Raw genomic sequence first — 22,284 nt, 5'->3', positions numbered from 1 at the left:
AGCCATGACAGCCGACCTGAAGCACGCATACGCGTCGACTCCCACCCTGGCAATTCAGACAACGGACGAGGTGCGCAAACACCAAAAGGCACACCCCTGGCTCAGGCGCATGCGTGTGCACCTTCTGTCATGTCCGCCGCAGATGCAAGATCGGCGAGGGGCGGCAAAAGCCCGCGAAAAGTGATCTGCGACACGGGGCGTAACCGAGCAGACCGCTCCAGTAACGGCCAATCAGAAGGATGGTGGAATTGCTGTAATCACCACCAATGCGGCCACAGAAAAGCCGTGAACCGGACTCAGTTAACAGCCGGTCAAGCCCGTTCCACGCCCATGTAACGGGTTCATAAAGTCTTCACCCGTGGACGCAAAGACTTCACATGTGTGATGGTGTGCCCGCCTTCTGCCCCGCGGCGTGCCGACCGGGGCTGTCTGTGCTGTCCTCAATCCGCTTGGTTCCCACGGGAGTAGACCGCCGTGACCGCGCCGCCTCGCTTCCTCAGCCCATTCGTGCGCACGCGCACGCGGCTGTCACTGACCCTCGGCCTCGTGCTGGCCGCCCTGACCGCCGCCCTGCTGCCGTGGTGGCAGCCCGGCGGCCCTCCTTCCCCGACCACCTCCGGCGGCGGCATCACCAACGCCACCCCTGCCTCCACCGGCCCGCGCGACGAGGCCACCGCGATGGCCCAGGCTTTGCGCACCCACAAGCAGGTACTCGTCGACACGGCGACCAGCGCCACCACGCTGACCTGGGCGCTGCCCAACGGCCGCTTCAAGTCCCGGATCACGGCCGCACCGACCCGGGCCAAGAACGCCAAGGGCGAGTGGGCCCCGGTCGACAACACCCTGAAGCGAACGGCCAAGGCCCCCAAAGGCCTTGGCATCGCACCCGCGAACCCGGCCGTTCCCGTCCGCTTCGCGAGCGGCGATGCCGGGAAGAAGCGCGCCGACCGCTCGTACGCCCGCACGCAGACGCCGGGTGAGACGGTGCTCGCCGAGGTCGAACTCGACGGCCACACCGTCGCGTACACCTGGCCGGGCGTGCTGCCCGAGCCTGTCCTCGACGGGCCGCGCGCCCTGTACTCCGAGGTCCTCCCGGGCGTCGACCTGCTGCTCGTCGCCCGCGAGGAGGGCGGAATGGCACAGGTCCTGATCGTCAAGACCGCCGAGGCCGCGCGGCAGGAAGCGCTCAAGACGGTCTCGTACGGCCTGCGCTCCGCCACGGCCGTGTTCCGGCAGGACCGCAAGGCCAGCCGGGTCCAGGTCCTGGACAAGGCCGGCAAGGAGGTCGGCACGATCCCGACGCCGTTCGCGTGGGACTCCAGCGGCCGTGACCCCGAGCTGCCCGAGGGCACCGCGCACCACACGTCCGTCGCCACCCCGGCCGACGTGCTGAAGCTGTCGGGCCTGACCGGCATCGAGCCCGGCGCGCAGTCCGCGCCGCTGCCGATCACTCTGGACGGCGAGAACACCCACACCGCCCGGCTCGGCCTCGGCTTCGCCGCCTCCGGTCTCGCGGCGCGCGAGGGCGTCACGTACCCGCTGTTCGTCGACCCGCCGCTGAACCCCGGCTGGGACGCGTGGACGGTGGCCTACAAGCCGTACCCGAGCACCAGCTTCTTCAACGGCACCAACTTCTCCTCCGGCACCTCCGACGCCCGCGTGGGCCACGAGTCCGACACCGGCGGCACCGCCCGCTCCTTCTGGCGCATGGACTGGAACAAGTCCATCAAGGGCGCGGAGATCACCAGCGCGACCTTCAAGGTGCTCAACAACCACTCCTGGTCCTGCACGGACCGCGAGTTCCAGCTGTGGCGCACCGGCGCGATCTCGTCCGGCACGACGTGGAACGCGCAGCCGAGCTGGTCCGACGAGATCCAGCGCAAGTCCTTCGCGCACGGCTGGTCGTCGTCCTCCTGCCCGGACGAGTACGAGGCCTTCAACGTCAAGGACGCCGCCCAGTACGCCACCGACAGGGGCGATTCGACCGTCACCCTGGGCATGCGGGCCACGAGCGAGTCCGACACCCAGACCTGGCGCAAGTTCAAGGCGACCTCCGCGACCATCGAGGCCGTCTACAACCGCAACCCGTCCGAGCCCACCGCCGGTACCTCGAAGCCCGGCGGCCCCTGCACACCCGGCCCCGGCGCGGGCGTGACGGTCGGCAAGACCAACATCACCCTGTCGGTGACCGCCAAGGACCCCGACAACAACATGAGCAAGGTCCGCTTCCGGTTCTGGAAGACCGGCGGAACCGTCCCGGCCGGTGTCGAGATCACGATCGGCGCCTCCGGCGGCACCGCCACCTACACCATCCCGTCCAGCGATCCGCTGCTGAAGGACATCACCACCAACACGACCTTCTCGTGGGACGCCATGGGCAAGGACTCGGCGGGTGCGACGTCCACCGTCTACCCGCCGGGCACCGAGCCCTGCCGCATCACGGTGGACCCGAGCGGACCGTCCCAGCCGGTCGTCACCAGCGACGTGTTCCCCAGAATCACTCCGGACGGCACCACATGGGCGACGGTGAAGTTCGGCCTGACCGGACCGATCACCTTCGAATCGCCGGGGGCCGCGAGGTTCACCTACGCGTGGGGCGGGGTCGGCGCGGTCTCGGTCAACGCCGACGCCAACGGCCTCGCCACCGTCCCCGACCTGCGGCCGCTGAACGCCGGCCCCAACACGCTCCAGGTCTACGCCTACGACAGCCTCGGCAACGCGAGCGCGCGGACGGACTACACGACCTACGTCCCGCCGAGGGACAACGCCGACGCCCCGGGTGACACCGGCGGCGACGGGACCGCCGACCTGCTCGTCATCGACAACACCGGGGTTCTGCGGACGTATCCGGGCCAGCCGGGCGGCGAGCTGTACGGCCAGCTGACCTCGTCGTACACCATGGGCGCAGGCGGCAAGCCCGCGCTGAACCCGGCCGGTCACTGGTACAACGCGACGACCGGCAAGGCCGCCCTCATCGCGCACTACCAGGACGCCTATCCGGGCGACGGCACCACGGACCTCTTCGCCGTCAACCCCGACGGCACGTTCTGGCTCTACCCGGGCGACGGTTACGGCTCGTTCGACGTCGGCCAGCGGCTGAAGATCCGCCTCCCGTCGAACTCGCCCGCGCCGTCCACCTGGACCCAGCTCAAGGCCATCGGCGACATCACCGGCGACAAGCTGCCCGACCTCGTCCTGCGGACCGACATCGGGTTCTGGGTGCTCTCCGGCTACAGCGGCGCCACCTTCCGGACCGCGACCCTGATGAACGCCGACGCCTGGGCCCGCCGCGACATCGTCAACCTGGCCGACATGAACAAGGACGGCACGCCCGACCTGCTCTGGCGCAACCTGGACAACGGCAACATGTACGTCCGGCACGGCAAGCCCGGCTCCGTCACCGGCAGTGTCGACCTCAACTCCCTGATGCTGGCGGGCAACTCGCTCAACGGTGACGTTGCGTTCGGCACCAGCTGGACCGAGGCCAACGTCAACGCGGCGATCGGCATACCGGACATCAACAACGACGGCGTCCCGGACATCTGGGCCCGGTTCGTGTCGGACGGCCACATGGCCATCTACTACCCGTCCACCACCAACACGAATGCCCCGGTGAAGACCGTCATCGGGTCCGGCTGGAACGACAAGCTGGTCTTCGGGTGATCCGGCCCGTCTGACCCGGCCCGTACCTCACGGGTTCCCGGCCCCGTCGAGCTTCCGCTCGGCGGGGCCGGGTGCTGCGCGGTGACGGATGCGGGGTGTCGGTCCGCTCGGCCGCGTGGGCATCCGCACCCCACCCCGCGCGACGTCGTCGGCCTTCACGACCCCGACCGGGTCGTGAAGGCCGACAACACGCGAAAAGGCCCCCCGCCATGTCGGCACGGGGGCTTCGCCGTACGCAGACACGGGTGCCCCGCGCGCACGGATCGCGCGGGGCACCCGTGGGTCTGTCCGGGTCAGACGATGATCTTGCCCTCCCGCAGCCTGGCGATGTCGTTCCCGTCGTACCCCAGGTCCGCGAGGACCTCGCTGCCGTGCTCGCCGAGCAGCGGGGCACCCTTGATCTCGGGCTTGAAGTTGGAGAACTTGATGGGGCTGCCGACCGTCAGGTAGGTGCCGCGGCCCTTCTGCTCGACCTCGACGATCGTGCCGCTCTTGCGCATGTCCGGGTCCTCGGCGAGCTCCTTCATGCTGAGGACGGGCGCGCAGGGCACCTCCCACTTGCGCAGGATGTCGACCGCCTCGTACTTGGTCTTGTCGGCCAGCCACTTCTCGATCTCCGCGAAGATCTCGAAGATGTGCGGCTGCCGCGCCCTGGCGGTCGTGTACTCCGGGTCGTCGACCCACTCGGGCCGGCCGATGGCCTCGGCGGTGCGCTTCCAGTTCTGCTCCTGGACCGTGAAGTAGATGTAGGCGTTGGGGTCGGTCTCCCAGCCCTTGCACTTCAGGATCCAGCCCGGCTGGCCGCCGCCGCCGGCGTTGCCGCCGCGGGGCACCGCGTCGCCGAACTCGCCGTTCGGGTACTGCGGGTACTCCTCCAGGTAGCCGATCTTCTCCAGGCGCTGCTGGTCGCGGAGCTTGACGCGGGTCAGGTTGAGGACGGCGTCCTGCATGGACACCGACACCTTCTGGCCCACACCGGTCGCGTTGCGGTGGATGATCGCCGTCAGGAGGCCGATCAGCAGGTGCATGCCGGTGTTGCTGTCGCCGAGGGCCGAGCCGCTGATGGTCGGCGGGCCGTCCCAGAAGCCCGTGGTGGACGCGGCGCCGCCGGCGGCCTGGGCGACGTTCTCGTAGACCTTGAGGTCGTTCCAGGACGAGTCGTCGTTGAAGCCCTTGACCGAGCCGAAGATCAGGCGCGGGTTGAGCTCGTGGATGTGGTCCCAGCCCAGGCCCATGCGGTCCATGGCGCCCGGCGCGAAGTTCTCGACCAGGATGTCCGCCTCGCGGATCAGCTTCTCCATGACCTCCTTGCCCTCGGGGGTCTTGGTGTTGATGGCCAGCGAGCGCTTGTTGCTGTTGAGCATCGTGAAGTACAGCGCGTCGAGGTCGGGGTCGTCCCGCAGCTGGTTGCGGGTCACGTCGCCGCCCTGGGGACGCTCGACCTTGATCACGTCGGCGCCGAACCAGGCGAGCATCTGGGTGCACGCTGGGCCGGCCTGGACCCCGGTGAAGTCGATCACCTTGATCCCGGCGAGCGGCTTTTCACTCATGGTGGCTTCCTTCTTGTCTGTTCGCGGTGCGCGGGTGGGCGGTGCTGGGGAACGGTGCTTCGGGGTGCGGTGCGTCGCCTACGGGGCGGTCACTTCTTGGCCGGCGCGATGTTGCCGACGGTGATGCCCTTGGGGTTGAGGTGGGCGATGTGGCCGCTCTCCGTACCCGCCGAGGGGTCGATCACGCAGTCGATGAGGGCCGGCCCGCCCGAGGCGAGCGCCTCGGTGAGGGCGGCGGTGACCTCGGCGGGGGTGGTCGCGCGGTAGCCCTTGCCGCCGAAGGCCTCGAACATCACGTCGTGGCGGGCCGCGGACATCAGCGTCGTCGGCGACGGGGCCTCGTCGTAGGGGTTGACGTCGTCACCGCGGTAGACACCGCCGTTGTTCATGATGACCGTGACGACGGGCAGCTTGTAGCGGCAGATCGTCTCGATCTCCATGCCGCTGAAGCCGAAGGCGCTGTCGCCCTCCACGGCCACGACCGGCTCCCCGCTCTCGACCGCGGCGGCGATCGCGTAGCCCATGCCGATGCCCATGACGCCCCAGGTGCCGCTGTCGAGGCGGTGCCGCGGCACGTGCATGTCGATGACGTTGCGCGCGATGTCGAGGGCGTTGGCGCCCTCGTTGACGAGGTACGTCTCGGGGCGCTCGCGGATCACGTCGCGTACGGCCTTCAGGGCACCCATGAACTGCATCGGGTGCGGGTCGGCCTTGAGGCGCTCGGCCATCTTGGCGACGTTCTGCGCCGAGCGCGCCCCCAGTTCCTCCCGCCAGGCGGCGGGGGCAGCGATCTGACCCGGCTTGCTGCGCTCGATGAGGGCCTCGACGACCGACTCGATGTCACCGACGAGCGGCGCGGCGATGGGCTGGTTGCTGTCCATCTCCTTCGCCTCGATGTCCACCTGGACGAACTTCGCGTCGGGGTTCCACTGCGGTGCCTCGCCGTGGTTGAGCAGCCAGTTCAGGCGGGCGCCGACCAGCATCACCACGTCGGCCTTCTTCAGCGCCAGCGAGCGGGCGGTGGCCGCGGACTGCGGGTGGTCGTCGGGCAGCAGGCCCTTCGCCATCGACATCGGCACGTAGGGGATGCCGGTGGACTCGACGAACTCGCGGATCTGCGTGTCCGCCTGCGCGTAGGCCGCGCCCTTGCCGAGGACGATCAGCGGCCGCTGCGCGCCGGCCAGCAGCTCGATCGCGCGGTCCACCGCCTCGGGGGCGGGCAGCTGGCGCGGTGCCGGGTCGACGAGGCGGCTGAGCGTCTTCGCGCCCTCCCCGGCGTCCATGATGGAGCCGAGCACCGCGGCGGGGATGTCGAGGTAGACGCCGCCGGGGCGCCCGGAGACGGCGGTGCGCAGGGCGCGGGCGATGCCGCGGCCGATGTCCTCGACCCGGCTGATGCGGTACGCGGCCTTGCAGAACGGCTGCGCGGCGGCGAGCTGGTCCATCTCCTCGTAGTCGCCCTGCTTGAGGTCGACGAGGTGGCGCTCGCTGGAGCCGGAGATCTGCACCATCGGGAAGCAGTTGGTGGTGGCGTTGGCGAGTGCCACCAGTCCGTTGAGGAAGCCCGGCGCCGACACCGTCAGGCAGATGCCCGGCTTCTTGGTGAGGTAGCCGGCCGCCGCCGCCGCGTGTCCCGCGTTGCTCTCGTGGCGGAAGCCGATGTAACGGATGCCCTGCGCCTGGGCGAGCCGGGCCAGATCCGTGATCGGGATGCCGACCACCCCGTAGATGGTGTCGACGTCGTTCATCTTGAGCGCATCGACGACCAGGTGGTACCCGTCGGTGAGCTCGGCCGGTGCGTCGGCGTTCGCCGCTGTCTCCAGTGGTGAGGGGGCGGTCATGGTCCGAGGTCCTCCTTGGGCGGGTCATGCGTGCGGCTTCTCCCTTCACCATCCGCAGCGCGCTCCCCCGCGTCCAAGACCTATCGGCGACCAGCCGATAGACGGCGTTTATCGACGCACGCCACAGGGGCGTTGAGGTGGGTTGATAGACCTCCGCTATCGACCGTTCGCCAGTGCGTATTGGACGGGTGCTCCGCGCCCCGCGCAGTCTCGCTGGGGACGGTTCATCAGACATTCCAGGCGCGAGGAGGTGCGGCCATGGCCGTTCCGGCCGCTGCATCCGTGCGCGACCCCGACCGTTACCGGCCGCCCGCGGTCACGGGCCTGACCGATCTCCTCGACCGGCACGCCCGGGGGCGTCCGCAGGCACCGGCGCTGATCGCCGGCGCGGACCGCGCGGAGGTCTCCTACCGCGCCCTGGACGAGCTGGCCGACGCGGTCGCCGCGCGCCTGACCTCGGCGGGGCTGCGCCCCGGGGACCCGGTCGGCCTCGTCGGCGCCAACACCGTGGAGTTCGTCGTGGCGATGCTGGGCGGGGCGCGGGCCGGGCTGGTGGTGGCCCCCGTGGACCCCGCGCTGCCCGAGCCGCAGATGACGGCCCGGCTGGAGGCGCTGGGGGTGCGGGCCGTCCTGCTGGGCCCGACCGCGGGGGGCGCCCCGCCGGCGGCCGTGGGGCCCGGTATCCCGGCCTGGGCGCTGCGGGTGGACCTCTCCCCCGCCGGGACGGCGGCGGCCGTGCTCGCAACGGGCGAGGGCGCGCCGGCCGCCGCGCGGGGCGCGTCCGGCGAACTGACCGCGCACGACGCCCTGGTGCTGTTCACCGCGGGGACCACCGACCGGGCGAAGATGGTCCCGCTGACGCACGGCAACGTGGCCGCCTCGGTCCGCGGCGTGTGCGCCACCTACGAACTGGTGCCGGGAGACGCGACGGTCGCGGCGATGCCGTTCTTCCACGGGCACGGGCTGTTCGCCACGCTGCTTGCCACGCTGGCGAGCGGGGGCTGCGTGCTGCTGCCCGCGCGCGGGCGGTTCTCGGCGCACACCTTCTGGGACGACATGCGGGCGGCGGGCGCCACGTGGTTCACCGCGGTCCCCACCGTCCACGAGCTGCTCCTGGAGCGGGCGGCGACGGACCTCACGGGCCCGCAGGTGCCGGGCTTGCGGTTCCTGCGCAGTTCCAGCGCGCCCCTCAACACGGCCACCCAGCGGGCGCTCGAGCGCACCCTGGGCGCGCCGCTGCTGTCGGCGTACGGCATGACCGAGTCCGCGCACCAGGCGACGAGCGAGCCGCTGCCGCAGTACGGGGCGCTCAAGCACGGTTCGGTCGGCCGGCCGGCCGGGATCGAGCTGCGGGTCCTGGACCCGGACGGGAAGCCGTGCCCGCCCGGCGGCGAGGGCGAGGTGTGGGTGCACGGTCCCACGGTGGCCCGCGGTTACCTGGGCAACCCCGCCGAGACCGCACACGGCTTCGCCGACGGCTGGTTCCGCACCGGCGACCTGGGCGCGCTCGACGAGGACGGCCACCTGTTCCTGACCGGCCGCCTGAAGAACCTCATCATCCGCGGGGGCGAGAAGGTCGTGCCCGAGCACGTCGAGGACGTCCTCGCCGGGTGTCCGGGGGTGGCCGAGGCCGCCGTGTTCGCCGTGCCCGACGCGACGTACGGGCAGCGGGTCGGCGCGGCAGTGGTCCTGGGCGGGGCGGAGGCGCCGGGGGCGGAGGTGCCCGGGGCCGAGGAGATCCGCCGGTACTGCCGCGCCCGGCTGGCCCCGTTCGAGATCCCCGACCGGATCCGGGTCGTCGCCTCGCTCCCGCACACGGCGAAGGGCGGTCTTGACCGGGCGGCGGTGGACGTCCTGTACGCGGAGGGCGCCGTATGGCCCGGGCTCACCTGACGCGGTGCTCCGCGGGCAGCGGCTCGTCGAAGAACTCGTCCAGCGACAGCCCGGCCGCTGCGGTCATGAACGCCCGCGCCGCGACCGACCCCGGGGTCGCCGCGTGGATCGCGACGGAGACCTGCGCCCTGGCGTCCGGTTCGACGAGGCGCACGGCCCGCATCCGGCCGAGCGGCGGCATCGCGCGCAGCCAGGTGTGCGGGACGATGCTCGCGCACGCGCCGGCGCCCACGCTGGCGTAGAGGGCGGCCACCGAGTCCGTCTCGACCTGCGGGGTCACCACGACCCCGCTCTCGGCGAACGCGTCGTCGATGACCTGGCGGATCCTCATGTCGGGGGTCAGCAGGGCGAGCGGCATCGTGGCCGCGTCCGCCCACTTCATGGTGTCGGTCTGCGGCAGCAGCTGGTCGCTGGAGGCGAGGAGCATGTACCGCTCCTCGTACAGCGGCATCACCTGCAGGTTCTCCCGGTCGTGCGGGGCGAAGTGCGCGATCGCGGCGTCCAGCTCGAACGCGAGCAGCTGGCGGTGGAGTTCGGTGGTCGACAGCCGGGAGCGGACCTGGACCTTGGCCAGCGGGTGGGCCGCGCAGAACGCGGCGACGGGCAGCACCAGGGTGGTGGACGCGGTGGGCTCGGTGCCCAGCCGCAGGGTGCCGGTGATGCCCGACTGGACGGCGGCCACCTCGGCCTTGAAGGCCTCCTGCTCGGCGAGGATGCGTTTGGCCCAGACCACCAGCCGTTCGCCCTCCGGGGTCAGGCCTTGGTAGTTGTGCCCGCGGTTGATCAGCGTGACGTTCAGCTCCCGCTCCAGCTTGGCTATCGCCGCCGAGAGCGCGGGCTGCGAGACGTAGCAGGACTCCGCCGCCCGGGCGAAGTGCCGCTCCCTGGCGACCGCCACGAAGTACTCCAGCTGACGGAACAGCATGAACGACTCCTCTCTGCCTGGGCCGCGGCCGCGCCGGCACTTCCTGCTGGAGTCGCAACGCCGTCGGTGCCGGTGGACCGGCGCTCCCGGGATCGGGAACGGCCCCGGGCGGCCGACGGCGGACGAGCTGGTTGCGGTGTGACCGGGCACAGCCTACCGAGCCGGATCACGGCCCTCGTTCGTGCCCGCCAAGCCGGTGCGGGCCCCTGTCCGGGGCCCGGTCCCGTCGCCGCCGCGACGGGACCGGGCTCCGGAGGTACTGCGGCGGTCGTCCGGCGGTGGACCGGCGATCCGCGGGTGTCTCGGGTTCGGATACGCGGGGGACGGGTCAGGCGGGGACGGGTTTGCGCGCGACGGCCCCGCTGTCCCGGTCCGCGGTGACGCCGCGCGCCAGCAGGTCGGTCGCGGCGTGGACCGCGCGCAGGTTGGGGGCGTCCGCGCCGGAGATGTCGGCCATCTCCACGACGGCCGTGACGATGGCGTCGAGTTCCAGCTGCTTGCCGGCCTCGAGGTCCTGGAGCATCGAGGTCTTGTGGTGTCCCACCCCCTCGGCGCCCCGAAGCCGCTTCTCGATGGAGATGTCGGGGGTGCTGCCGACCCTGGCCGCGATGTCGAGGGTCTCCTCCATGAGCTGGGCGACCAGCCGCCGGGTGTGCGGGTGCTTGCAGATGTCGACCATGGTCGCCCTGGTGAGGGCGCTGATCGGGTTGAAGGCGACGTTGCCCATCAGCTTGATCCAGATGTCGTCGCGCAGGTTGGGCTCCACCGGGCACTTGAGGCCGCCGGCGATCATGGCCTCGCTCAGCTGCGTGCACCGGTCGGAGACGCCGCCGCCCGGTTCGCCGATGGAGAACCGGGTGCCCTCCAGATGCCGGATGACCCCGGGGGCCTCGATGACCGTCGCGGGGTAGACGACGCAGCCGATGGCGCGTTCCGGCGCCAGCACCGCGCTGGTGGCGCCGCCGGGGTCGACCGCCTCGATCCGCCGCCCCTCGTAGGGGCCGGCCAGCTCGTGGAAGTACCACCAGGGAATGCCGTTCTGACCGGCCACCACCGCGGTCCTGTCGTCGAGCAACGGGGAGATCAGCGGTCCCGAGGTCGCGTAGGAGTGTGCCTTCAGGCCCAGGAAGACGTAGTCGACGGGGCCGATCTCCTTGGGGTCGTCCGTGGCGTGGGGCTTGGCCACGAAGTCACCGCGCGGGCTGTTCACCCGGACTCCGTGGGCGCGTATCGCCTGAAGATGCTCACCCCGGGCGATCAGGTGGACGTCCGCGCCACCACGGTGCAGTGCCGCGCCCACGTAAGCGCCGATCGCACCGGCTCCGAGGACTGCGATTTTCACGGCGACTCCTCTCCATTCGAAGGGGGAGTGAATACTGTATGCAGTACTCTCTTGGGATGTACAGTCCCCTCACGCAAAGTCGCGCGCCCGGAACCGAACAGGGTCCCGCCCGGCGCCGCGGCGGAGGTCCCCGGCGTCGCCCGGGACCATGAACCGGGTCACACACGCTCCGGACAGGTTGATCGAGCACGCAGCGGGGGAACGCTTCGCCGCACACGCGGTCCCGGGCACGCACGGCCGCACCACGAGGCCGGGGAGCACGCAGTGCGGACGACGGCCCGGCTGACGACGCAGTGACGTCAGTCGGTAGCGACGGAAAAGGAGAGCGATGTCTGATTCACCCCCACAGCAGATCGGTGTCGTCACCGAGTCCACCGCCGGGGAGACGCGGGTGGCGGCCACACCGGACAGCGTCCGCCGGCTCCTCGGCCTCGGCTACGAGGTCGTCGTGGAGTCCGAGGCCGGAGCGGCCTCCGGCTTCCCCGACGAGGCCTACGCCGAGGCGGGCGCGCGGATCGGCGACGCCTGGCAGGCGGACGTGGTCCTGAAGGTCAACGCCCCCTCGCACGAGGAGATCGGGAAGCTGCGCGAAGGCGCGACCCTGATCGGGCTGATCGCCCCGGCCCACAGCCCCGACCTGGTCGGGCAACTGGCGGCACGGCCGATCACCGTCCTGGCGCTGGACGCCGTCCCGCGCATCTCCCGGGCCCAGTCGATGGACGTGCTCAGCTCGATGGCGAACATCGCCGGGTACCGGGCGGTGATCGAGGCGGCCCACGTCTTCGGGCGCTTCTTCACCGGTCAGGTCACCGCGGCGGGCAAGGTGCCGCCGGCGAAGGTCCTGGTGGCCGGCGCGGGCGTGGCGGGTCTGGCCGCGATCGGGGCGGCCGGCAGCCTCGGCGCGGTGGTGCGGGCCACCGACCCGCGGGCCGAGGTCGCCGACCAGGTCCGTTCCCTGGGCGGCGAGTTCCTCGCCGTCGAGGTGGAGCAGGAGGCGAGCGGCGACGGCTACGCCAAGGCGACCTCGCAGGCGTACGACCGGCGTGCCGCGGAGATCTACAGCGAGCAGGCCGCGGACGTCGACATCATCATCACCACCGCGCTGATCCCCGGCCGCCCGGCCCCCCGGCTGATCACGGCGGCCGACGTGGCGTCGATGAAGCCCGGCAGCGTCATCGTCGACATGGCCGCCGCGCAGGGCGGCAACGTCGAGGGCACGGTCAGCGGGAAGGCGATCGTCACCGACAACGACGTGACGATCATCGGCTACACCGATCTTGCGGGCCGGCTGCCCGCCCAGGCCTCGCAGTTGTACGGGACCAACCTCGTCAACCTGCTCAAGTTGCTGACGCCGGGCAAGGACGGGCGGCTGACGCTCGACTTCGACGACGTCGTGCAGCGGGCCGTCACGGTGGTGCGGGAGGGCGAGAAGACCTGGCCGCCACCGCCCGTCCAGGTGTCGGCGGCGCCCGCCGGGCAGGCACCGGCGCCGGTGGCGACCGCGCCGGCGCCCGCGCCGAAGGAGCCCCGGCTCTCACCGGCCGCGCGCTACGGCCTGATCGCCTCCGGCATGCTCGCGATGTTCTTGTTGGTCGCCTTCTCCCCTGCCCAGCTCGTGGGCAACTTCACGGTGTTCGCGCTGGCCGTCGTCATCGGTTACTACGTGATCGGAAAGGTCCACCACGCCCTGCACACCCCGCTGATGTCGGTCACCAACGCCATCTCGGGGATCGTGGTGGTCGGAGCACTGCTGCAGATAGGCCACGCCGGACCGGCCGTCACCGTGATGTCGGTCGTGGCGATCATGTTGACCACCGTGAACATCTTCGGAGGATTCGCCGTCACCCGCCGTATGCTCGGCATGTTCTCGAAGGGCTGAGGATCGATGAACGCAACCACGGCCGCCCAGGCCGCCGACATCGTCGCCGCGCTGCTGTTCATCTTCAGCCTGGCCGGACTCTCGCAACACCGCACCTCCCGCGCCGGGGTGGCGTACGGCATCGGCGGCATGGCGCTGGCGCTGGTCGCCACCGTCGTCGCCGCGGCGCAGGACATCCCCGGCACCTCCGTCGTGCTGATCGTCGCCGCCACGGTCGTCGGCGGTGCCATCGGCCTGTGGCGGGCGCGCCGGGTCGAGATGACCCAGATGCCCGAGCTCATCGCCGTCCTGCACAGCCTCGTCGGCCTGGCCGCGGTGCTGGTCGGCTGGAACAGCTACTACGAGGTGGAGGCGCACGGCGCCGCGCAGACCCGGATCGCCGGCGACCTGCTCGGCATCCACCACGCGGAGGTGTTCATCGGCATCTTCATCGGCGCGGTCACCTTCACCGGATCCATCGTCGCCTACCTGAAGCTGTCGGCGCGGATCAACTCCCGTCCGCTGACACTGCCCGGCAAGAACGCCCTCAACCTCGGGGCGCTGGCCGCCTTCGTAGCCCTGACGGTGTGGTTCACGGTGAGCCCGGACCTCGGCCTGATGATCGCCGTCACCGCCCTGGCGCTCGCGCTCGGCTGGCACCTGGTCGTCTCGATCGGCGGCGGTGACATGCCGGTCGTCGTCTCGATGCTCAACAGCTACTCGGGCTGGGCCGCGGCCGCGGCGGGCTTCCTGCTCAACAACAACCTGCTCATCGTCACCGGCGCGCTCGTCGGCTCCTCCGGTGCCTACCTGTCGTACGTCATGTGCAAGGCGATGAACCGGTCCTTCCTCTCGGTGATCGCCGGAGGCTTCGGCGCCCCGGCACCGACGGGCGGCGACGCCGAACAGGGCGAGCACCGCGAGACCTCCGCGCAGGAGACGGCCGAACTCCTGGAGAACGCCACGTCGGTGATCATCACCCCCGGCTACGGCATGGCGGTGGCCCAGGCGCAGCACCCGGTGGCGGAGCTGACCCAGGCGCTGCGGCGGCGCGGTGTCGAGGTCCGCTTCGGCGTCCACCCGGTGGCCGGCCGGCTGCCCGGGCACATGAACGTGCTGCTCGCCGAGGCCCGGGTGCCGTACGACGTCGTGCTGGAGATGGACGAGATCAACGACGACTTCGGCGCCACCACGGTGGTGCTGGTGATCGGCGCCAACGACACCGTCAACCCGGCGGCGGAGGAGGACCCGTCCAGCCCCATCGCCGGCATGCCGGTGCTGCGGGTGTGGGAGGCGGAGAACGTGGTCGTCTTCAAGCGGTCCATGTCCTCGGGATACGCGGGGGTGCAGAACCCGCTGTTCTTCCGCGAGAACAGCCGCATGCTCTTCGGCGACGCCAAGGAGAGCGTGGACGCCATCCTGCGCTCACTGAGTACGCCCGACCCCGCGTCCGCGGCGGCGCAGGGCCTGCGCACCGACCAGCAGCCCGCCCCTGCCTGACCGGTGTTCCACCCACGGCGGTGGGGCGGGGGAAGCGCGGCTTCCCCCGCCCCGTCGGCCGTGCCGCCGGTGCTCCACCGCGGGCCGCACGCCGACGGCCGATGTCCGGCCGAGCCTTGTTCCTTCCTGCGGCTGAATTGCATACCGAAATCTGTATTCTTGGCATTGTGCAAAGAACTCAGCCGACAGGGGGGCTCATGCGCGAGACAAGCACCGCGGCCGCCGTCGTCCGGGTCACCCGGCCGGCACCGTTGCGCCAGGCCGTCTACGAGGCCCTGATCGACCTGATCGTCAACGGCACCCTGAGACCGGGCCAGCACCTGGTCGAGGCCGAACTCGCCGACCACCTCGGCGTCAGCCGCCAGCCGGTGCGCGAGGCGCTGCAACGGCTGCAGACCGACGGCTGGGTCGACCTGCGCCCCGCCCAGGGCGCCTTCGTCCACTCCCCCACGCAGGAGGAGGCCACCCAGCTCCTCAGCGTCCGCGCCGTGCTGGAGACCCACTCCGCGCACGGCGCCGCGCTGCACGCCACGGACGCGGACGTGGCACACCTGTGGGAACTGCAGGACGCCGGCATCGCCGCCCTGGCGGCGGACGACGCCCGCGGGATCGTCGAGGCCAACGCCGCACTGCACGGCTTCATCACCGAGCTGTCCCGCAACCAGGTGCTCGGCGAGCTGATCCTCCAGGTCGACCGGCGGGTGCGCTGGTACTACATGCCCATCGCCCGGCCCCGCGGCCGGGACGCCTGGAACGAGCACGCCACCATCATCGAGGCCATCGCCCTGGGCGACGCGGAGCGTTCCGAGGAACTGATGCGCCGCCACACCCGCAACACCACCGACTTCTACTGCCGGCAGATCGCCGCCGCCGTCGACGCCGGAAGGGCCTGAGGCCCGGCGCCGGGAACGCCCGACGGTCCGGGTGCATGGGCACCCGGACCGCCGTCGAGGGGGGGGAACAGGGAGTGCGGGATGTGCGGGGAGTACGGGAGGGACGGGCGGGGCCGGACGGAGCAGGGGGCGCGCCCCACCGGCCGGCCCCGCCTCCGTGACACGGGCACCCGGTCCGGGACTGCCGCCGCCCCGGGCCGGACGACATCGCCCGCGCACGATCTGTGGGGAGCTCCTCGCGGAGCCCCGGTACCGCGACCGTCAGGTGGTCGCCTCGGCGGGAGTAGGGGTACGGCCGTCCACCTCGGCCACCGGGCTCCCGTCGCCGCTCCGGCGCGGGGCGCCGGGCTGCCGCAGGAACACCGTGATCAGCGCGGAGAGGAAGGCGATACCTCCGGCCAGGTAGTACGCCCCGGCGTAGCCCCAGGCGGCGACCACCCCGGCCGCCACACCGCCGCCGCCGACACCGCCGACCAGCTTGGCGCTGTAGACCAGTCCGTAGTTCTGTGCGTTGTTGTTCTCACCGAAGTAGTCCGGCGTGAGCGCGGCGAACAGCGGGTAGAACGCCCCGCCGCCGAAACCGTTGAGGAACGCGAAGAACAGGAACAGGGGTTCGTTGTGCGCCTGGCCCGACCACAGCACGCCGAACTGCGCCAGCCCCGCCACCACCAGGACCAGGCCCAGTGTCTGACGCCGGCCCAGGTAGTCCGAGAGCCAGCCCACGATGGCCCGGCCGACACCGTTGACCACGGCGAGCACACCCGCCGAGGAGGCCGCGACCAGCGGGCCGAAGCCCAGGCTCTTGGCGAACGGGACCTGGAAGTTGATGCCGAACAGCGACACGCCGCCGATGCAGACCAGGGCGAACCACATCAGCGGCAGCTGCCCGGTCCTGATCGCCTCCATCGGGGTGAACTGGCCCTTGGCGGGCGGGTTCTTGGCCAGTCGCTTGGCCACCCGCCGCGCGTCCTCGCTCACGCCCCGGTTCAACGGGTCGACGTCGTGCGGCCACCAGCTCTTCGGCGGGTCGCGGAAGAACATGCCGCAGAAGGCGACGACCAGCACCATGCCCAGGGCGATCAGGTCGAGGACCATCTTGTAGTTGGACGGGTGGAACCAGTAGTTGAAGACGAAGATGAGCGGCAGGGTTCCGTAGGCGAAGCCACCGTTCACGAACCCGGTGCGGGCGCCCTTGTTGTCGGGGTACCACTTGCCGACCATGTTGATGCAGGTCGCGTACACCAGGCCGGCGCCCGTGCCGCCCAGCACCGAGTAACCGGCGATCACCACGTAAGGGTTGCTCAGGTGCGAGAGCGCCAGGAAGCCCAGTCCGGAGAAGACCGCTCCGGCGAGCATCGCCGTCCTGGCCGGCAGGACCCCGGTCTCCCGCAGCCGTCCCGCGGGGAACGCGACGCCCGCCTGGAAGACCGCCCAGATGCTGGCGATCCAGAACGTCTCGGTCAGGGTCCATCCGTGAGCGTGCTCGAGCACCGCCTCCGCGGAGCTGTAGCCGTACTCGTAGACGCTGACGCCCATCATCGCAATCCAGGGGAGCCAGACCATCCAGGCTCGGGGCCTCCCCAGGAGGGAGCGGTCGGTCTCCCCGACCCGGTAGACGCGGCCGTTCGCGTCGCTGACCTCCCGGTACTGCCCGGGAACCACGTGCGGTGTTACTGACATCGGTGCCTTCCCTTGCGTGAAAAGAACCTGGCGTGCGCCCCCTGGGCCCTTCTCTTCATGCGGAGGGGTGGAGCGGACCATCCCTGCGGCTCGGCCCGGCATGGCCGGGCCCGGTGGTACGCCGTCCGGGCAGCTGAGGTCGATCCGGGGCGGCAAACCCGGATCTTGACAGCGCGCAGTCGGGTGACACGGTGGTACGACGTGGTACGACCCCGGGCACGCCAAAACGGCCGTGCTCAGGGGGTGTCGGAACGAACATTCAGCTGGTCAGCGCGATTCTCCATACTGGAGATTGCATACGGTATGGACCGTCGAATCGGGGTGTCCAGGGGATGACGGGAAGATTGACCAGTGCATTACCAACCGGTGGAGCCCGCTCCGCACCCGCTCGGACGGCCGACTCCGGCCGCTCCGGGGCGCGTTGCCCCTGGTCACAGAGGTAAGTCCGGCCGCCCGCCGAATGGTTGCCTGCGGCACCTGATGCCTCCGCACCGCCGGACGCGCGAGGTGCGGGTAAAGGGCCGGCAAGGAAGGCCACGAGCGCGTAAAAACCGCGCCGGGGCGTCCCGGGGCGGCCTGCCGCCCCGGGACCGCCACCGCTACGCGCTCAGGCGCCCGAACCTCCGTACCGCCAGCGGCAGGAACACCGCCAGCAGGGCCAACGGCCAAGCCACGGCCGCCCAGACGTGGCCGGGTTCGCCACCGGGACCGCCGAACAGGTCGCGTACCGCCGTCGCCGTCCGGGACATCGGGTTCCACTGGACCGCCGTGCCCAGCCAGCCGGGCATGGAGTCGGGCGTGGCGAAGGCGTTGGACAGGAAGCCCACCGGCCAGACCAGGATCTGCACGGTCTGCACCAGCTCCGGCTTCCCCGCGACCAGCGCCAGGTGGATGCCGATCCACAGCATCGCGAAGCGGAAGAGCAGCAGGAGGCCGACCGCGCCGAGGAAGGCGGCGGCCCCGCCGTGCGTGCGCCAGCCGAGCGCGTGGCCGACCCCGGTCAGGACGGCCAGGCCGACGGCCGACTGGAGCATGTCGGCGGCGGAACGGCCCACCAGGACCGCGCCGCCCGCCATCGGCATCGACCGGAAACGGTCGATCACGCCCTTGTTGAGGTCCTGGGTGACCGCGAGCATCGTGCCCTCCAGGCCGAAGGCCATGGTGAGCGCGAGCATGCCGGGGACGAGGTAGCCGAGGTAGTCGCCCGTGATGCCGCGGCCGCCGCCGACGAGGTAGCCGAACATCAGCAGCAGCATCACCGGGAAGAGGAGGCCGACCAGCACCTGGACCGGTTGCCGGGCCCAGTGGGCGAGTTCGCGGCGGGTCATGGTCCAGCAGTCGGTGAGGACGTGGGATCCCCGCGCGGGCCGGACCGGGCCCCGGGTGGTGTACGTGGCGCTCACGCGGCCTCCTTCGTGGGGTGGTTCCCTCCGGTGAGGTGCAGGAACACCTCGTCGAGCGTCGGACGGCGCAGGGCGATGTCCTCCGCCTCGATGCCGGCCGACTCCAGGGCGCGGACGACCCCGGCGAGCGCCGCCATGCGGTCGGTGACCGGGGCGCTGAGCAGCCGCCGGTCGACGTCCACCGACACCTCGCCCCCGGTCGCGGGCAGCAGTGCCCTGGCCGCGTCCAGTTGGCCGGCGTCGCGCAGGACCACGTCGATGCGGTCGCCACCCGTACGGGCCTTGAGTTCGTCCGCGGTGCCGTCGGCGATCACCCGGCCGTGGTCGACGACCGAGATGCGGTCGGCGAGCTGGTCGGCCTCCTCCAGGTACTGGGTGGTGAGCAGGACCGTCGTACCGCCGTCGGCCAGGGAACGGACCGAGGCCCACACCTCGGCGCGGCCACGGGGGTCGAGTCCGGTCGTCGGCTCGTCGAGGAACAGCACCTCGGGATCGGTCACGAGGGACGCGGCGAGGTCGAGGCGGCGCCGCATGCCGCCGCTGTACTGCCGGACCGCCTTGCGTCCGGTGTCCGCGAGGCCGAAGCGCCCGAGCAGTTCGCCGGCGCGCTCGCGCGCCCGGCGGGCGCCGAGATGGTGCAGGCGCGCGAACATCTCCAGGTTCTGGCGGCCGCCGAGTTGCTCGTCCAGGGCCGCGTGCTGCCCGAGCAGGCCGATGCGGAACCGCACCTCCCGGGCCTCGGTCACCACGTCGTGCCCGGCCACCTCGACGCGGCCGCGGTCCGGCCGGAGCAGGGTGGACAGGATCCGGACCAGGGTCGTCTTGCCCGCGCCGTTGGGGCCGAGCACCCCGTGCACGGTGCCGCGCGCGACCAGCAGGTCGAGCCCGTCCAGCGCCGGTTTGTCGCCGTACTTCTTGTACGCCCCCTCGACGGTGATGGCTGCGTCGGTCATGGGCCGCTCCCCCCACTGATCAGCTAGTCAAACTTGACTACTGACGCAAAGTAGCGGGCGCGGAATCCATTCGTCAAATGTGACTAGTGCTCGTCCCCGGGATGGGGTTCGCCCGTCGCGTACGGGTTCTCCTCGCCCTGTGCGAGCACGCCCACGAAGGGCTCGCCCTCCCCGGCGAAGGTGTACGCGCCGCCCTCGATCCGCTCGACGAGCCCACGGGTCCACGCGGCGTCGGAGTCGGCCGTGTGCACCCAGAGGTTCATGATCTCGCCGATGTGGCCGAGCTGACCGGGGCCGTCCTCGGGGACGTAGTGCTCGGTGACGGCGGCCCGCCACTCCTCGATCCTGCGGATCCGCTCCCTCAGCAGGTCCAGCGCCTCGTCCCGGCGCAGGTCGACGATGAAGCCGATGGCCGCGGACTGGAGGTCCATCTTCTGGTCGTAGGCGACCAGCGCCTCGTGCAGGAGGCGCAGGAACTCCTCGGTCCCGGTGTCCGTGATCTCGTACTCGGTGCGGGGCGGGCCGCCCGCCGTCGACGGGGCGACCTCGTGGGCGTGCAGCAGCCCCTGCTTCGCCATCTGCTTCAGGGCGTGGTAGATCGAGCCGGGCTTGGCGTTGGACCACTCGTGCGCGCCCCAGTACTCCAGGTCGTTGCGCACCTGGTAGCCGTGGGCCCGCCCGTGCTGGCGGACCGCGCCCAGGACGAGGAGACGGATCGCTGACATGCCGTCCAGGTTAGGCCGGACGGCCCCGGGCCCCGCACGCGCCCCGGCACCGCCGTGCCGCAGCGGGTGCCGGTCCGGTGCCGGGCCCGGGTGTACGCCCCTCGTCCGGTCAGCCCGCGGGGTTGCGGCGGCCGCTCCGGCCGCCCCGGCCCTCGGTGCCGGCCACCGGCCGCCGCCCGGAGCCGCGGGTCCCCGTACCGGAACCGGTACCGGAAGCCGCGCCCGCCGCTCCCCGGCGGTCGGCTCCCCGGCCGCCCGAACTCCCTGCGGCACCCGTCGTCCCGCGCGCGTCCGCCCGGCGGGCGCCACCGCGAGCACCGGTCCCGGTGGCGGCACCTGCCGCCGCCCCGGCTCCGCCGCCGCTGCGGCGCCGGCGAGCGGGCCGCCCGCCGTTCTCGGTGCCGTTCTTCTGGCGGGACGCCTTCGGCGCGGCCGGCGGCTGGGGCACCTCGATGGTGACGGCCACGCCGGACGGCTCCCGGGCGCCGGTGATGGTCGCCAGTTGCGCGTCGCTCGAGGTGATGCGGGCCGTCCGGGGGCGGATGCCCGCGTCCGACATGAGCCGGGTCACGTCCCGCTTCTGGTCGGGCAGGACCAGGGTGACCACGCTGCCGGAGCCGCCGGCGCGGGCCGTGCGGCCGCCCCGGTGGACGTAGTCCTTGTGGTCCATGGGGGGATCGACGTTCACGACGAGGTCGAGGTCGTCGATGTGTATGCCGCGGGCCGCGACGTTCGTGGCGACCAGCGCGGTGACCTGGCCGTTCTTGAACTGCTCCAGGGTGCGGTTGCGCTGCGGCTGGGAGCGGCCCCCGTGCAGCGCCGCCGCGCGGACACCGACGGCCAGCAGCCGCTTGGCGAGCCGGTCGGCGGACCGCTTGGTGTCGAGGAAGAGGATGACCCGGCCGTCGCGTGCCGCGATGCGCGTGGTGACGGCCTTCTTGTCGGTCTCGTCCAGGACGTGGAGCACGTGGTGCTCCATGGTGGTCACCGCCCCCGCGGACGGGTCCACGGAGTGCACCACGGGGTCGGTCAGGAACCGCTGCACCAAGCGGTCGATGTTGCCGTCCAGGGTGGCCGAGAAGAGCATCCGCTGCCCGTCGGGCCGCACGCGCTCGATCAGCCTGGTGATCTGCGGCAGGAAGCCCATGTCCGTCATCTGGTCGGCCTCGTCCAGCACCGTGATGCCCACGCTGCCGAGCACGCAGTCGCCGTGCTCCACCAGGTCGTTCAGCCTGCCGGGGGTGGCCACGAGCACCTCGACGCCGCGCCGGAGCGTGGCGGCCTGCTTGGTCATGGACAGCCCGCCGACCACGGTGGCCATGCGGAGGTTCACCGCCGTCGCGTACGGGGTCAGCGCGTCCGTCACCTGCTGGGCGAGTTCACGGGTGGGCACCAGCACCAGGGCGAGGGGTGCCTTGGGCTCCGCGCGCAGTCCGGCCGTACGGGCCAGCAGCGCCAGTCCGAAGGCGAGGGTCTTGCCCGAGCCGGTGCGGCCCCGTCCCAGCAGGTCACGGCCGGCCAGCGAGTTGGGCAGCGTCGCGGCCTGGATGGGGAAGGGGGTGGTCACCCCCTGGGCGGTGAGGGTCTTCAGCAGCCCCGCGGGCATGTCGAGAGCGGCGAAGTCCTCGACGGCGGGAAGTGCGGGTGTCGTGCTTTCCGGCAGCCGGAATTCTCTCGGCGACGATGCGGACGGTGCGGACGACGGCGCGCGCCGATTCGATTTCTGGGGCCTGCGGGACATGCGGATATTTGCCTTCCTGGAGCAGCGCAAACCGGGGTCCGCACCATGACGGTGCGGACCCCGGTGAGCAGGTACGCGTCCGGCGATCAGGCGGGGACGATGTTCTCCGCCTGCGGGCCCTTCTGGCCCTGCGTGACGTCGAAGGTGACCCGCTGGCCCTCCAGGAGCTCACGGAAGCCCTGGGTGGCGATGTTCGAGTAGTGGGCGAAGACGTCGGGGCCGCCGCCGTCCTGCTCGATGAAGCCGAAACCCTTTTCGGCGTTGAACCACTTCACGGTTCCCTGTGCCATGACATTCTCCTTCAGTAGGCAGAGGGC

At 71.4% G+C, this 22,284-nt stretch carries 15 protein-coding genes; 5 read left to right on the top strand and 10 right to left on the bottom strand.

Going from position 1 to position 22,284, the window contains the following annotated elements; all coding sequences use genetic code 11:
• Positions 1-474: 474 nt before the first annotated feature.
• A complete protein-coding gene (locus AC1VWI_RS34675) occupies positions 475-3,663 on the top strand; it encodes a DNRLRE domain-containing protein (protein WP_499514968.1) in 3,189 nt (1,062 codons plus the stop codon).
• A 293-nt stretch (positions 3,664-3,956) separates the two neighbouring features.
• On the opposite strand, the gene frc is transcribed toward AC1VWI_RS34675, so the two are convergent.
• Both frc and oxc read right to left on the bottom strand, forming a co-directional pair.
• Entirely contained in the window at positions 3,957-5,213 is a 1,257-nt protein-coding gene (gene frc / locus AC1VWI_RS34670; protein WP_499514967.1) for a formyl-CoA transferase, read from the bottom strand.
• 89 nt (positions 5,214-5,302) lie between these two features.
• A complete protein-coding gene (gene oxc / locus AC1VWI_RS34665) occupies positions 5,303-7,054 on the bottom strand; it encodes an oxalyl-CoA decarboxylase (RefSeq protein WP_499514966.1) in 1,752 nt (583 codons plus the stop codon).
• A 258-nt stretch (positions 7,055-7,312) separates the two neighbouring features.
• Here oxc and AC1VWI_RS34660 point away from each other — a divergent pair, with 258 nt between their 5' ends.
• The gene (locus tag AC1VWI_RS34660) at positions 7,313-8,947 is read left to right on the top strand and encodes a FadD7 family fatty acid--CoA ligase (RefSeq protein ID WP_499514965.1); all 1,635 of its coding nucleotides are present in this window, start codon (positions 7,313-7,315) and stop codon (positions 8,945-8,947) included.
• Here the strand turns inward: AC1VWI_RS34660 and AC1VWI_RS34655 are convergent.
• Together AC1VWI_RS34655 and AC1VWI_RS34650 are read right to left on the bottom strand one after the other, a co-directional pair.
• A complete protein-coding gene (locus AC1VWI_RS34655; RefSeq protein ID WP_499514964.1) occupies positions 8,940-9,872 on the bottom strand; it encodes a LysR family transcriptional regulator in 933 nt (310 codons plus the stop codon). The two genes, AC1VWI_RS34660 and AC1VWI_RS34655, sit on opposite strands and share 8 nt — an antisense overlap.
• A 328-nt stretch (positions 9,873-10,200) precedes the next feature.
• Positions 10,201-11,214 carry a 2-dehydropantoate 2-reductase gene (locus AC1VWI_RS34650; RefSeq protein ID WP_499514963.1) on the bottom strand — a complete coding sequence of 338 codons (1,014 nt, stop codon included), beginning with the start codon at positions 11,212-11,214 and terminating at the stop codon, positions 10,201-10,203.
• A 328-nt stretch (positions 11,215-11,542) separates the two neighbouring features.
• Between AC1VWI_RS34650 and AC1VWI_RS34645 the strand changes: the two genes are divergently transcribed.
• The 3 genes from AC1VWI_RS34645 to AC1VWI_RS34635 all read left to right on the top strand — a co-directional run bounded on the left by AC1VWI_RS34645 (position 11,543) and on the right by AC1VWI_RS34635 (position 15,465).
• Positions 11,543-13,093, top strand: a complete 1,551-nt coding sequence (locus tag AC1VWI_RS34645) for a Re/Si-specific NAD(P)(+) transhydrogenase subunit alpha (RefSeq protein WP_499514962.1) — start codon at positions 11,543-11,545, stop codon at positions 13,091-13,093.
• Positions 13,094-13,099: 6 nt separating this feature from the next.
• Entirely contained in the window at positions 13,100-14,572 is a 1,473-nt protein-coding gene (gene pntB, locus AC1VWI_RS34640) for a Re/Si-specific NAD(P)(+) transhydrogenase subunit beta (RefSeq protein WP_499514961.1), read from the top strand.
• A 197-nt stretch (positions 14,573-14,769) separates the two neighbouring features.
• Entirely contained in the window at positions 14,770-15,465 is a 696-nt protein-coding gene (locus tag AC1VWI_RS34635; RefSeq protein ID WP_499514960.1) for a GntR family transcriptional regulator, read from the top strand.
• Between the two features lie 261 nt (positions 15,466-15,726).
• On the opposite strand, the gene AC1VWI_RS34630 is transcribed toward AC1VWI_RS34635, so the two are convergent.
• The 6 genes from AC1VWI_RS34630 to AC1VWI_RS34605 all read right to left on the bottom strand — a co-directional run bounded on the left by AC1VWI_RS34630 (position 15,727) and on the right by AC1VWI_RS34605 (position 22,257).
• On the bottom strand, positions 15,727-17,145 hold the full coding sequence (locus AC1VWI_RS34630; RefSeq protein ID WP_499514959.1) for an OFA family MFS transporter: 1,419 nt from the start codon (positions 17,143-17,145) through the stop codon (positions 15,727-15,729).
• Positions 17,146-17,744: 599 nt separating this feature from the next.
• Positions 17,745-18,473 carry an ABC transporter permease gene (locus AC1VWI_RS34625; protein ID WP_499516984.1) on the bottom strand — a complete coding sequence of 243 codons (729 nt, stop codon included), beginning with the start codon at positions 18,471-18,473 and terminating at the stop codon, positions 17,745-17,747.
• Between the two features lie 71 nt (positions 18,474-18,544).
• Positions 18,545-19,501 carry an ATP-binding cassette domain-containing protein gene (locus AC1VWI_RS34620; RefSeq protein WP_499514958.1) on the bottom strand — a complete coding sequence of 319 codons (957 nt, stop codon included), beginning with the start codon at positions 19,499-19,501 and terminating at the stop codon, positions 18,545-18,547.
• Positions 19,502-19,584: 83 nt separating this feature from the next.
• A complete protein-coding gene (locus AC1VWI_RS34615; protein ID WP_499514957.1) occupies positions 19,585-20,226 on the bottom strand; it encodes a PadR family transcriptional regulator in 642 nt (213 codons plus the stop codon).
• 109 nt (positions 20,227-20,335) lie between these two features.
• Positions 20,336-21,967, bottom strand: coding sequence for a DEAD/DEAH box helicase (locus AC1VWI_RS34610; protein ID WP_499514956.1), 1,632 nt, complete (start codon positions 21,965-21,967; stop codon positions 20,336-20,338).
• 86 nt (positions 21,968-22,053) lie between these two features.
• The gene (locus tag AC1VWI_RS34605; RefSeq protein ID WP_319137404.1) at positions 22,054-22,257 is read right to left on the bottom strand and encodes a cold-shock protein; all 204 of its coding nucleotides are present in this window, start codon (positions 22,255-22,257) and stop codon (positions 22,054-22,056) included.
• Positions 22,258-22,284: the final 27 nt, after the last annotated feature.

The organism is Streptomyces sp. TOM-9, assembly GCF_056858595.1.
This window is presented reverse-complemented; position numbering and strand designations above follow the sequence as displayed.

Excerpts from the sequence above, each read along its gene's own strand:
- frc (WP_499514967.1), bottom strand. The coding sequence starts at position 5,213 with ATGAGTGAAAAGCCGCTCGCCGGGATCAAGGTGATCGACTTCACCGGG.
- oxc (WP_499514966.1), bottom strand. The coding sequence starts at position 7,054 with ATGACCGCCCCCTCACCACTGGAGACAGCGGCGAACGCCGACGCACCG.
- AC1VWI_RS34660 (WP_499514965.1), top strand. The coding sequence starts at position 7,313 with ATGGCCGTTCCGGCCGCTGCATCCGTGCGCGACCCCGACCGTTACCGG.
- AC1VWI_RS34655 (WP_499514964.1), bottom strand. The coding sequence starts at position 9,872 with ATGCTGTTCCGTCAGCTGGAGTACTTCGTGGCGGTCGCCAGGGAGCGG.
- AC1VWI_RS34645 (WP_499514962.1), top strand. The coding sequence starts at position 11,543 with ATGTCTGATTCACCCCCACAGCAGATCGGTGTCGTCACCGAGTCCACC.
- pntB (WP_499514961.1), top strand. The coding sequence starts at position 13,100 with ATGAACGCAACCACGGCCGCCCAGGCCGCCGACATCGTCGCCGCGCTG.
- AC1VWI_RS34635 (WP_499514960.1), top strand. The coding sequence starts at position 14,770 with ATGCGCGAGACAAGCACCGCGGCCGCCGTCGTCCGGGTCACCCGGCCG.
- AC1VWI_RS34630 (WP_499514959.1), bottom strand. The coding sequence starts at position 17,145 with ATGTCAGTAACACCGCACGTGGTTCCCGGGCAGTACCGGGAGGTCAGC.
- AC1VWI_RS34625 (WP_499516984.1), bottom strand. The coding sequence starts at position 18,473 with ATGACCCGCCGCGAACTCGCCCACTGGGCCCGGCAACCGGTCCAGGTG.
- AC1VWI_RS34620 (WP_499514958.1), bottom strand. The coding sequence starts at position 19,501 with ATGACCGACGCAGCCATCACCGTCGAGGGGGCGTACAAGAAGTACGGC.
- AC1VWI_RS34615 (WP_499514957.1), bottom strand. The coding sequence starts at position 20,226 with ATGTCAGCGATCCGTCTCCTCGTCCTGGGCGCGGTCCGCCAGCACGGG.
- AC1VWI_RS34610 (WP_499514956.1), bottom strand. The coding sequence starts at position 21,967 with ATGTCCCGCAGGCCCCAGAAATCGAATCGGCGCGCGCCGTCGTCCGCA.
- AC1VWI_RS34605 (WP_319137404.1), bottom strand. The coding sequence starts at position 22,257 with ATGGCACAGGGAACCGTGAAGTGGTTCAACGCCGAAAAGGGTTTCGGC.